This window comes from Boudabousia tangfeifanii, assembly GCF_001856685.1.
Classification (GTDB): Bacteria; Actinomycetota; Actinomycetes; order Actinomycetales; family Actinomycetaceae; genus Boudabousia; species Boudabousia tangfeifanii.
In genome coordinates this window covers 1,502,057-1,514,168 of record NZ_CP017812.1, presented here as the reverse complement: position 1 = coordinate 1,514,168, position 12,112 = coordinate 1,502,057, and the positions used below count along the sequence as shown (strand labels likewise).

Below are 12,112 nucleotides of genomic sequence, written 5' to 3'. Positions count from 1 at the left end.
AACCAAAACTTGATTTAATTAATCCTGCTAGTTCGCTGAAAAACCAATCTTCTGCTTGGTTTTCTTGTGGCTAACCTTAGAAGCTGCTTCAGCGATGTCCGTAGCAGTTAGCTGAGAGAGCTCTTCGTCCGATAGATCTTCTGGGGTGTCCATTTTTGAAATACGAAGGCTCATTGCCATGATGGCGTTTTCAAGAAGATTTCGACAGAATCGAGCATTCCCGAAGTCTTTGACACCAATCTGTCCATCCAAAACCTTCCAAACTGCATTTTCGCATTCCTCATCCATACTGAAATGACGTTGGTGTAGTTGCAGATTGAAGATCTCGAACAGTTCAGAGGCGCTATAATCCGGGAAATCAACATGATGCTTCACGCGTGAACTAAAACCCGGATTAGAAGCCAGAAGATTATCAATCGGTTCTGGGTAACCAGCCAAGATTACAACCACTTCTTCACGATGCTTTTCCATCAGATCAATTAAAGTCGTGATTGCCTCATCGCCGTAGCCCCCAGGGGTGGCATCGAGCAAAGAATAAGCCTCATCAATGAAAATAACCGATCCTACGGCTTTTTCAAAAAGCTGAGTAACTTTTATGGCTGTGTGGCCGACATAAGAACCCACCAGATCCTGTCTACCGCAGACAAAAAGCTTGCCACGACTGAGGATACCCTCCTCCCGAAGAATCTGAGCAACACAGTTTGCTACCTCGGTTTTACCCGTTCCAGGATTTCCCTTGAAAGCCATATGCAACGGAATAAAATCGTGATTGAGATTTCGTTCGCGCCGCATTCGTTGAACTTGAGCATATGCCAAGATCTGCTCAACTAAAAGCTTGGTTTTCTCAAGACCGATCAAAGACGCAAGCTTTTCCCGTCCGCTTTCGGCTACTTTTGGTTCCGTCGTATCCTTGCCGAGGTCGCCCTCGGAGAGGTCGGACGAGAGGGGAGCGAGACCAATGTCTTCCGGAAGAAGAGTCATTAACTCTTCGTCGGAAAAAATTTGCAGATCCTTGGTGCGTGATAAACGCTGCTGCTGACGCGAAATCGATTTCTCGACCAAGTTTCGGCAAAAACGAGCGTTGCCTTGGTCCGATGGAGATCCTGCACGGAACAAGAAATCGTTTACCGCTGAAATGGTACCCGTGGACATCAGATAACCTGAGGATGAAACCATCGACTCGAAAATTTTCGACAATTCTTCCGGAGAATAGTCGGGAAAATCAATCTGATTGCTGACGCGTGAAGCAAAACCAATATTGCTAGCCATCAAAGCCTCAATACTTTCACGGTAACCCGCCAAAATAAAGACACTTTCGTGACGGTGATTTTCCATCAATGTCAGCAATTTTGGCACAAGCAAAGGGGAGAGAGCATAAGCTTCGTCAATAAAAACAACATTGCCTTTGAGCATCTCTTCGAAGTCAGGAGAAAGAAGCGAGTTAAAGTTGCCGGGTTTTAGCTCGATCACACGCCCTTCAGATAGAAATCCGCTATCACGGAGAAGACGTCCGTAGATACGAGCCACTTCAGTCTTTCCAGTTCCGGGATTTCCTAAGAAAGCACAATGGGGATTAAACTCCGGAACCTGGAGCCCACGTTGAGAAAGTTCTCGAGCAAACTCCAGCCTTTGAATCACCAAGTGAATCATTGATTTCACAGGTTTTAAACCAACTAAACGATCTAACTCCTCTTTTGCATCCCCACCCGAAATGGAGAACTGTGGTTCAGATGATAAAACCTGTGCATACTCTGGTGAGAGTTTGGCAAGAGCGCGGTTGGATAACCAATTATTAAAAACTAGTTCCAAATCATGGGAAGAACAATCTTGCCCGAACTCAGAAAGTAAAACTCCAAGACCAGAAAAATTGGTTTCTCCGCACGATAAAGCGCGCCCTTGCAAATATTTCAAGGCCTCTTGAAAATCAACATGAGGATCAGGAGAACTATCCGGTGGTAGAACCAATGATTTGCTTCCCAACTGGCGTTGAATTAACTTCAGAAGCTCAGTCTTCTCTGCAGGGATCGCAAAGATAATTTGAACGCGATGTTGATACTCTCGAGCAAGCGACAACAACTTGTTCAAGGCATTTTGGAAGTCATACCCCGTAGAATGTCCCTTGTCGAAATTACCGTAGGAAACAACTAAAGTATTTCCCGCAAAAGCCTCAAATAAATCTCGATTTAAGAACAAAACGCTTTCCCTATGCCTGATATGCACGGATCCGGCTAGATTATCTAAGTCGAGATAAAAAAGAGTTGAGGTGCCAACACGATTTGCTGAAACCAAAGCTTGGGCAAGACAATATGCTGGCTCGGCAAATTCTGAAGTCTGATTGGACAAGATAAAGTACGGAAAGGCTGGCCTGTGAATGCCCTCATCGCTAGTTGCGCTAAGAATCCGCTCAAGCTCAGGAACTAGAGAATCACTGAACTTGGTTTTCCCTGCCCTATCAATGAGAGAGCTGAAATCATTGGTCAGTCTAGGAACAATTGACTCGGTTAAGCAGCTCGAACGCTGACTTAACTCCCAAAGACTTTCCAAACGAATCTTTTTCGCCTGGCTCCGTTCACTTGAAAAAGAAGACGGCAAGTCATTAAAAATTGACTCAAAAGGGATCGGCTCGAACAAGGGGCGACCGGCTAGTTCGAGCTGCCAGATATCTAATCCTCGGAAGAAAAGTTCTTCCAGATTATCCTGAGTAATATGATCGTCAAACACGATCGCATGAAAACGAATCATATTATCTTCGTCAGCCTGAAAAAAGTTTCGGCGAAATGACGATGCTCTAACTGGTGCCAGATACATTCTTGAATCTAGCTCCTCAAATAGGCGTTGTGAATGACCCTCAATCCTTTGATTGCTGGGTCCTTCCTGAATTTGGCAAGTGATCTTGAATCCTTGCATGTTCTCTCCTTAAATTGCTCCAGCGACTTGCTGGAAGAATGTGGGTTCAAAACTGAGACGGAGAAAGTCTTCAGTTTTTGGGTGCGCGAAATACAGGGCGCACACGAAAGTGCGCAAACTCAAATGCTGTCACCCATTAATCAAAATGCATCTAAAATAGCGGAAACTACTAGAGATGTAAGAGGCGCAGAATACTTTTACTGGCTGAGAGAAAAGCTCTAAAAATAAATAACGACGTAACCATCGTCGGGAAAAATATCCCTAAAAACTAAAGAAGATTATGTCTGCAAAGCGGTAAATGCGCTTGCCGTATTCGGACGTGCCTTAGCGCAAAAACTCGTATCAAGGTGAATATTAACTACGAAAGTGTTGACGTTAGAAATACGTCTAGAAGATTCAAAACCGAAAGTAGAGTTAATAGATTTCAGAAGAGTAGATTCACTTTCTAGCCTAAAAAACAGAGGCTCTAAACCGACATGAGATCGAAAGTTAATGGTTTAACTTTCAACCTCGAGCATATATTTTAAACTATAAAGTAACTTCTGTCAAGTTATAGTTTTGGGTTAGGCTCAGAAGGTAACTTTAAGGCGGTGTTATCAGCATTAGCAGGGACGCCAGTAGCGGCCACCGGGGGCGAAGCAGCGGGGACCGTGGTATCCCGGAGGGCCACCATGCCTTGGGTAGTAGCCGGCTGGGGCATCAGAATCGTCTGAACTGTGCGACTTACGTTTGTGGGAACGCTGTTTCTTTGTTGACTTGCGTCGGGGAGCCTCATCTTCGTCACGTTCAGCCTGTGCCTCGCGCTCGCGAGCAGCTTCCCGCTCACGTTCTGCTTCGGCCTCGCGCTCACGTTCTGCTTCAGCTTCGCGTTCACGCGCAATGCGTTCAGCTTCTTCCTGCTTAGCGCGTTCTTCTGCTTCACGTGCCTCACGTTCAGCTTTCTCTTTTGCTTCCCGCTCTGCCTTTTCCCGAGCTTCCCGCTCAGCTTTCTCTTTGGCCTCCCGCTCTGCTTTTTCTTTAGCTTCCCGCTTAGCGCGTTCTTTTGCTTCCTTTTCCGCCTCCTCACGAGCGAACTGCGATTGGATATCCTCGACTTCTTTAAGAGTGGAACCGGTGATCTTGCGTGCCCACTCGCGAGAAAACTTTCTACCATAAACGGCTAGACCTGAACGACTAAGAGCGTCCAAGCTTCTTGATGCATCTTCTAATGAGTTTTCAACCTTGAGTGCAAAGTAGAGAGCTGAAAGTTTAGCATTCGTAGATCCAGCATCTAATGGACTGCCTTTGGCTTCGGGGACCGCTTCTCTTAGCTGACCAGGCAGGGTACAACCAATGGTTTCTGAAAAAAGCCCGCGATTATTTGCTTTTGCGGTGTTGGCAGCAGCCTCGATCTGAGGGTAGAACTTTGTATTGTTACCGATGGCGATCGGCATGGCGAACCCGGCCTCGGCAATCTTTTCATTGACGAAAGTTGAACCGACAAATACCCCGGCAAGTAAACGGTCGTATTTGTCGTATTTTTCCTGGTCGGTTTCTAAACGAACCTGCGTGCCTGGCGGCAACTGCGACTTAAGGAAAGCGGAAGCTTCGGGACCCAAGCACTGTACTGGAGTGTCTGGCTTTACTGTTTCGGGTGTATCAATATTGAGCAAACGTACCCGAATGGTTTTCCCATGCTGCTTGACATCGATAGTGTCACCATCGATTACTCGTTCAACCGTGTAATACGGGTCTTCCTGGCTACTTTGATAAATCTGGTAGCCAACTACGCCGAGGGTCGAGACACCCACCACGGCAGCGGCTGCACCGAGCAAGACTTTGGTGGAAACTGCGGTAGTAATCGAAGAACTCACCAGAGAATAATACAACCATTACCCGACCAAACCGCTAGTTTTTTCAAGGAATAACGGGTTACAAAACGATTACTTTTTCAGTGGTCCAAAACATTTATCAAGATGGTAGATGCGAGCCGTTTCGGTGTGTGCCACTAGGCTGATTCCATCTTTCGTTTCGAGCATGTGTTTGAGTCCGTCAAAGTTCTCAATTTGTTTGATTTTCCCGCCCATATACTTGTGGTCATCATCGTAAACAAACTGGATACCCAACTGTTTTGCTAGGTCACAAGTTTGGGGTGCAACCGGGTTCTGACCAATTTCGTGTAAGAGCTGAATCTCGCGGTCATTCAAAACGAACGAGGTGAAACGAGGTAAAGCTTTGACACCAGTTGCCGCGTACATGAGTGGGACACCCGTGGTTGGATCACCCAGCACGCCTGCCTGCGGGTACTTGTGGGCAAAACTTTGCCACATGGCAAACTCTTCCGGGTCGACCAAAGTTTCACCAGCTTTGCGAGACTCAATGTTCACAATCACATATCGTTCATGGGCCCTCAGGTCAGGATTTAGGCCGAGGACGAAACCGGCAAAAACAGCCACTGCCAAAAATGGGGCGAAGTGACTGCTTTGGCTCTTAACAACCAGAGTGTTCTGGGGAAAGAAACGAGTGGCAAGCACTCCCAAGCCTCTAAGACCCGCCACAATCAGCAGCGGCCCAAAAATAGACGTGAGAGCTGCCGCGCGCACGGGGTCGTTGTAGATTGGCTGTAGCAAGAACATGTAGGGCACGTGCAAGAACAAGGTGGCAAAAGCGAACGAGAACACTATCGCATAGCTCGCCAGAATCCAACGTGGCCCTACGAACGCCACCACCACGATAGCGAGCACAGTCAGAATGAAAACACTCCAGGTGTTTGCTAAATCAGCTTCAACAAAATACCGTTTCACAAACTCTGAGCCCGAAAGGATTTCCCAGATCGCTTCGCGCCCTCGAGAATACTTAGGGTAATTAATGCTTGAGGTGAATGTTCGACCCAGCATTAACAAGGCTCCCCAAATAGCAAAGAAATATAAGGCGCTAAAGATTGCCACTACTTTCTTAGTGCGTTCATAACGCGCCTGCCACACCAAAGAAATCCCTGCTGGTACCAGAGTAAAAGCTAAAACATAAAGCACGCCCACATGGCTGATCGCAAGAGACATAGTGGCCGCCAGTAGCACCAAAACAGAAGTGACATGCTTCGCCAGAGAATCGCCCTCGTTCAGCCAAAGCCAAAGTGCCACCAAAGTCGCGATCACCCACGGCACAAGCGCCAGACCGAAACCAAAAGCCCACTTTCCGGCGGTAGTCTGAATGACTGCAGAAAACCCCGTAAAAAGAGGAACGCATAAAGCCATCAACCACGGTGCGGCCGCAGTGTCAGGAAAAAGTAAGAACGCAAGGAGAACCATCCCCACCCCGAACAAGAAGACCGCCACAATCTGTGTCAGATTCACAGACATCATTACCTGACTCGGTCCTAAAAGTGACGCGACGAGGTGCAAACCATCGGGGTAATAACCGCTAATCTTTAGCGGAAGATTCATGGAAAATGAATGAATATTCAGGGGAGAAGCATTTCCCGACTCAGCCAAATGGCGAGTGACATTGTTATGGAACTGGATATCCCAAAAAGCCGGTGCCAAAGCAATCGGCTCTAAGGCCCGATACAAGGTCGACGAAATTGTCCAACCAGCAAAAAGCATCGCCAAAAATGTGGTTACCAGACGGGTCGGACGAAAGAAAAGATCAGACAAAAGGGCCAAAGCCGACATGGTCGAGGACGAGTTGTCTCGTGCAATCCAACGACCCAGAACATAACCCAATACCCAAATCGGCAGCAAACACAAAAGAATGAAAAAAGGACGATAAATCCCGTGGAAGAAAGTAGACAATAATGCCACAAACCCCAACTGGGCCAAAGACAGTGGAACCGCAGCAGCAATCACGCCAAGCTTTGGCAACCTAACCAAGTACGCCAAAAACGCACCAGGGGCGATAAACCAAAACAATAACTGAACCACCGTCAAAAAGGCCATGAGGCAAATGTTATCACCCAAAACCGCCCAAAATGGGCAAGAAATGGAAGAAAAAACCAGTATTTAGTTTCGCAGGGGAAAAAGATTCCTGATAAAACTAAAAGAGAAAAACCGCCCGAACCAAATCGGAGAGAAAAATGAAGCAACAGAAACTAATGACGGGGTTAGCGATTCTTGGGATCAGTGCCATTGTGCTCTCCGGATGCGGGTCGCAGGCAACTACGTCCTCGTCCAGTAAAACTGTTGAACCCACAACGAGTGCTACTTCAACTGATGAGGCAACCGTTGAAGTTGTGATCGATGGGGAGCAAAGCCCGGAAGCAAAACAGAGTAAGCAGAAAACTCCCGAGAAGCCAAAGACACTCCCGATGAATCTAAATCAGATTCGTGAAGGGAACTACGAAAGTTTAACGGGTAAATGGGTTAGTGCCGAAGGCGGCACCATTGAAGCCCACAAAGACGTCCTCATTTGGGATACGAAGCAAGGTGCTTTTGCCAAAATTAAAAAAGGCCAGTTCGAGTTAGTACAATCTGTCAAGGATCATTTCGAGGGCGGGCCTTTCGAAGATAGCGACCTTGGTAACGAGGCTTTAGCCATGCAATGGGTGGCCGAAGTGGACCATGTTGCGATGGGAAGCCTTGTAGCGTTTTATCCAAAGGGAGTCGCTGCGAAAATTCCCATGATGGGTGGAAAAGTAATTCCTTCAGATACCAGTCGACCAAGGATTCTAGCGCTGCCAGGCAACGGGGTAGGACGACTAATGCCCGAAAACTTTGAACCTTATCTGATGACCCGCGAAGGGGATAAAACAGACGCCGAACAAACAGCGCAACAGGGCAATGACTGCCAACCACCAGTACCTGGCGCTTACGCGTGCGCAGGAAAAGGTCGCCCAGCCGAAGCCCAGCCTATTCCTACAGTGGGAGAAAGTTACGGACGTACAGTTGCCACGCTTCAAACCCCATCAAAAAACATTGGCTGCGATATTGATGATGCAGGAGTGGCATGTCTAGTCCAAAGCGGTTGGCCCAAAGAGATTTACGCAGACTACAACGAATTCCAAGGTGGACAAGTTGATATTCACCTCAATGGCAACGGTCCAGTAACTCTGGGACAAAAGAGCGACGCCCCAGATTGGCCAGGTTTCAACGGCATTCCAGCAGGTCACATTCTGCCCTACGGGACCGTCTGGTATTACGGAGACTACGCATTCGCTTCAGATAAAACCGGGCTGACCTTTTGGAATGTGAAGACCGGATACGGGGCCTTAATCAACCGAAAAGGCTACCAACCCTTCGGACGCTAAAAAATAGATAAGAAGGTGGTGGACATGAAGAAGCAGTATTCCCTAGGTTTGGCGGTAGCTGCAGCATTGAGCCTAGCTCTTGCTGGGTGCGGGTCGCAGGCAACTACGTCCTCGACTAGCAAAACAAGCGAGCCGACGGCCACTTCTCAAGCCGCCACTGATGAAGCCACCGTGGAGGTGGTGATGGCCGAGGACACCACCGTGGAAGAACCTAAACCGGCCAGCAATGCTGGAAATCCTGCTTATGATTTGCCCGGTCCTTGCGTCGAACCCGTGAAGGGGGCGCATGAGTGTGCCGGCCGTAAACTACCCGACGGGGTCCCGCCAGCTCAAGCCATCGGGGAAGGTGAAACCGCGCTACTTCAAACTCCCACTGAGAACATTGGCTGTGCTTTCACCAAAACTAGTGGTTACTGTGTCGTGAAATCATGGCAAGACCGGCCAGAACCTGAATATCACGCGAAAGAAGGGGGAGCCGTCACCTTCGTCCTCGACCAGAGCGGCCCATCCAAACTTGGCGAGAAAAACGACGTACCCGTCATCTGGGCGCACCTGCCTGGATACCCAGAACCTGAAACCCTCGACTATGGGGGACTACGTCACTGGGGTGACTTTGTGTTCGCCACCGACCACACTGGCCTAACCATCTGGAATCACAAAACCGGTTACGGGGCATTAATCAACAAAGCTGGATACCACCCATTCACCCCACAAGATGTGGTGACAGCCTATCGGCAAAAGTTCCCCAATGAGAGCGACGCCAAGCGCGCCAAAGATCAGGCGAAAACTACCCAAAACGCGGAGGGGAAATGTCAAGCCCCAATTCCTGGTGCCTACGAGTGCGCTGGAAAAGGGACTCCAGCTAACGCCACCAAGCTTCCTCTCACAAATGACTACGGCACAGTGGCCCTCTTCGACAAGCAACGCGGTTTCTGCTGCGACCTGGGCGAAATCGATGGTAAGTACTCTGGAAGCTGCATCGTCAGCGGCTGGACTAAAGACCTGAAACCCGACTATGTCAGTCCACCCGGGGGACTCGTCTCTTACGAAATAGACGAGGATGGAAACAGCGAATTTGGCCAGCAAACTGGAGCCCTGCTCTGCCAAGAAGCGGCCGATGGTTCATATAACGGACAAAATATCTCGGACGCTAAACCATATTTCTATGGCCCCTTCGTCGTCGTAGCTAGTCCCGACGGGTTCACTATCTGGAGTAACAAAACCGGAAAAGGTGCCCTCGTCACCCACAAAGGATTCAAATCCTTCCCCTAAAAGCAGAGGGGATTTTGGATGGCCACAACTGGTAAGAAAGACATTAAACCGCACCTAAGTAAATAGGACCCCAAAGCTAGCACGTGAGACACCCCACTTAGCTTTGTGGTCCTATCCACTGGAAAAGCCCTCCGAAAAACGGCTTAAATCCGCTAAATTGTCTATATGCGAAAAATGAATGTTGCGAAAATAGCTTTAGGTGCGGCTGGTCTTGCCGGTGCCTCCGCCCTCGGATACCAGGCACTAAATGCCACCCCGAAACTCGAACTGGACCCAGCACGGAAAACTCCAGTGCGCGTCCTAGTGGCTGGCGGTGGCTACATTGGCCTCATTGCCGCCCAAAACCTACGCCGTTACTACACCCCTGAACAGGTGCAGATTACCGTCGTTGATCCCCGCACCTACATGACCTACCAGCCCTTCCTACCCGAAGCGGCCGGCGGCAACATTGAAGCGCGGCACGTAGTTGCCCCACACCGCATCGCCCTGAAAGGATGCGAACTAATCGTTGGTTCGATCGAAAACATCAACCACGCACAGCATCAGGTCACCATTCGCCCAGAAACCGGCGAACAGCACCAGGGCGAAGTTGAAACTTACACTCGTGAATACGACGAACTAATCATCGGTCTCGGAGCACAACCACGCACCCTACCAATCCCAGGTTTGGCCGACATGGCCCTCGGATTCAAGCAGGTCGAAGAAGCCATCAACCTTCGCAACCGCGTCCTGACCAAGATCGAGACCGCCTCTTCCACCCAAGACCTAGCCGAACGCGAACGCCTCCTCACCTTCGTTTTCGTTGGCGGTGGCTTCGCCGGCATCGAAGCCATCGGCGAAGTTGAAGACATGGCCCGCGCAGCCGTTAAGCGCATCGACAACCTAGACATGGACATGCTCCGTTTCGTCATGGTCGAGGGCGCCCGACGCATCCTCCCAGAACTAGGTGAAGAACTCGGCGGCTACGCCCTCGAGCAGCTCAACTCTCGCGGGATCGAAGTCAAGCTCAATACCTTCCTCAACTCCTGCGAAAACGGGCACATCGTCCTTTCCAACGGGGAAGAATTCGAGGCCGACACCCTCGTGTGGACCGCCGGTGTTAAAGCCAACCCAGTTCTAGCCGACTCCGACCTACCACTCGACGAACGCGACCGTGTCCGCGCAAACGCTGCCTTGCAGGTCGTAGACGGTGAAACCGTAGTGCCAGGTGCTTGGGCCGCTGGCGACTGCGCGGCCGTGCCAGACCTCACCGCACCTGGCAATGCCACCTGCCCGCCAACCGCCCAGCATGCAGTCCGCCAAGGTAAATCCCTCGCGCAAAACCTTGCCGCACACCTTGCCGGCGAGCCCTTGAGCAACTACAGCCACAAGAACGTCGGCACCGTCGCCTCCCTCGGTCTGATGAAGGGCGTTGCCGAAATCATGGGCGTCAAGCTCCGTGGCCCAATGGCCTGGTTCGCACACCGCTCCTATCACATGCTAGCCATGCCAACCTGGAACCGAAAGGCACGTATCGTCGCCGACTGGAGCATGGCCATGCTGTTCCAGCGGGAAATCGTCGCCCTCGGATCGCTCACCTCGCCACGCGCCGCCTTCCGTCAAGCAGCCGAGGCCGACGCCGCCCGTCGTGCCCAGCGTAGCGCTGACAAAGAACCAGCCAAGGTGATCTCCTCACCAGCGACCCCCACCCAAAAGGAACGAGTCGAAAAGTAGGGGAGAGCGGTAACTAAAAGCTCAAACTCTTAGAGGGGGCGTTTACCCAAGACCGGGGTAAACGCCCCCTCTAGCTATAAAAATAGCCACACATATTTTGGGGAACCGGCAAAAGTCGTCCTTACCTGGCCCCACAAAAACGGCGAAAATTGGTGCATAACAAGCGGTATCGTCCTGGCAGGTAAGAGCACACCCGCGACAACTCAGCGGCTTTAGCCAGCTGAGCGGCGTTAGTGGGTTTTGCCGCCTGGGCATAGCCGCCCTCGATCAAGCGCCCCATCCGGGGAAAACCTTCAAGAGCCCCACTGTCATCATTTCTACGGCAATTGCAGTCAAAATCATGCCCGCTAAACGAGTCATGATTGTCCGCAAAGTCAAAGACATGTGTTTCGAGATAGAGCTTGAGAAATATAAAACGACCGCAACCAACAGCAAAACTACAGCCAACGCTGCAAACACGGTGAGACGGCCAAGCCAAGTAGCGCCATCGGCCTGCAACACAATAATGGTAGTAATCGTGCCCGGACCAATCAGCATGGGAAAGGTCATTGGATAGAAAGAAATAGACTCGCTCGAGGACGAAATCTCTTTCTTCTCACCATCAGTACCTTCATGGGTAGTAGAACCGGAACCACGCAACATACCCAAGCCAATAATCAAAAGCATCAGGCCACCAGCAATCCGGAAATTATCCAGATCAACCCCGAAAAACCGTAATAAAGCGGTTCCTGAAAAGAAAATAATAACCGCCATGATGGTCGATGAAAGCACAGTCTTGAGCGCCGTACGCTTTTGTTCGGCCACCGAATAACCACCAGTTAAACCCAAGAAAATCGGCAGATTAACAAACGGATTCATAATCGCAAACAAAGCCCCAAAGGCTTTTAGAAATAGCGCCCCACTCATGGAAAATAAAAACCTTTCCCTAAAGAATTGTTATGTAGCATAACAGGAGAAAAGGGAAGATGCTCAAAGCAAAAGTAGCCGACAGTTAAGACC

General features: G+C 49.9%; 7 protein-coding genes. 3 read left to right on the top strand and 4 right to left on the bottom strand.

Annotated features, from left to right (window positions below; translation table 11 throughout):
- Positions 1-27 precede the first annotated feature (27 nt).
- The 3 genes from BK816_RS06250 to BK816_RS06235 all read right to left on the bottom strand — a co-directional run bounded on the left by BK816_RS06250 (position 28) and on the right by BK816_RS06235 (position 6,821).
- Positions 28-2,907 (bottom strand): AAA family ATPase, encoded by a 2,880-nt coding sequence (locus BK816_RS06250; protein WP_083379120.1) that lies wholly within the window; start codon positions 2,905-2,907, stop codon positions 28-30.
- A gap of 602 nt (positions 2,908-3,509) precedes the next feature.
- A complete protein-coding gene (locus BK816_RS06240) occupies positions 3,510-4,760 on the bottom strand; it encodes a thermonuclease family protein (protein ID WP_071164404.1) in 1,251 nt (416 codons plus the stop codon).
- A gap of 69 nt (positions 4,761-4,829) precedes the next feature.
- Positions 4,830-6,821: a DUF6541 family protein gene (locus BK816_RS06235; protein WP_071164403.1), complete on the bottom strand. Its 1,992-nt coding sequence runs from the start codon at positions 6,819-6,821 to the stop codon at positions 4,830-4,832.
- Between the two features lie 137 nt (positions 6,822-6,958).
- On the opposite strand from BK816_RS06235, the gene BK816_RS06230 reads away from it, so the two are divergent.
- From BK816_RS06230 to BK816_RS06220, 3 genes are all read left to right on the top strand, one after another.
- Positions 6,959-8,128 (top strand): hypothetical protein, encoded by a 1,170-nt coding sequence (locus BK816_RS06230; protein ID WP_071164402.1) that lies wholly within the window; start codon positions 6,959-6,961, stop codon positions 8,126-8,128.
- 24 nt (positions 8,129-8,152) lie between these two features.
- The gene (locus tag BK816_RS06225; RefSeq protein ID WP_071164401.1) at positions 8,153-9,400 is read left to right on the top strand and encodes a hypothetical protein; all 1,248 of its coding nucleotides are present in this window, start codon (positions 8,153-8,155) and stop codon (positions 9,398-9,400) included.
- 165 nt (positions 9,401-9,565) lie between these two features.
- Entirely contained in the window at positions 9,566-11,113 is a 1,548-nt protein-coding gene (locus tag BK816_RS06220; RefSeq protein ID WP_236842306.1) for an NAD(P)/FAD-dependent oxidoreductase, read from the top strand.
- Between the two features lie 267 nt (positions 11,114-11,380).
- On the opposite strand, the gene BK816_RS06215 is transcribed toward BK816_RS06220, so the two are convergent.
- Complete coding sequence (locus BK816_RS06215; protein ID WP_071164400.1) at positions 11,381-12,019, bottom strand: MarC family protein; 639 nt, start codon at positions 12,017-12,019, stop codon at positions 11,381-11,383.
- Between the last annotated feature and the right edge of the window lie 93 nt (positions 12,020-12,112).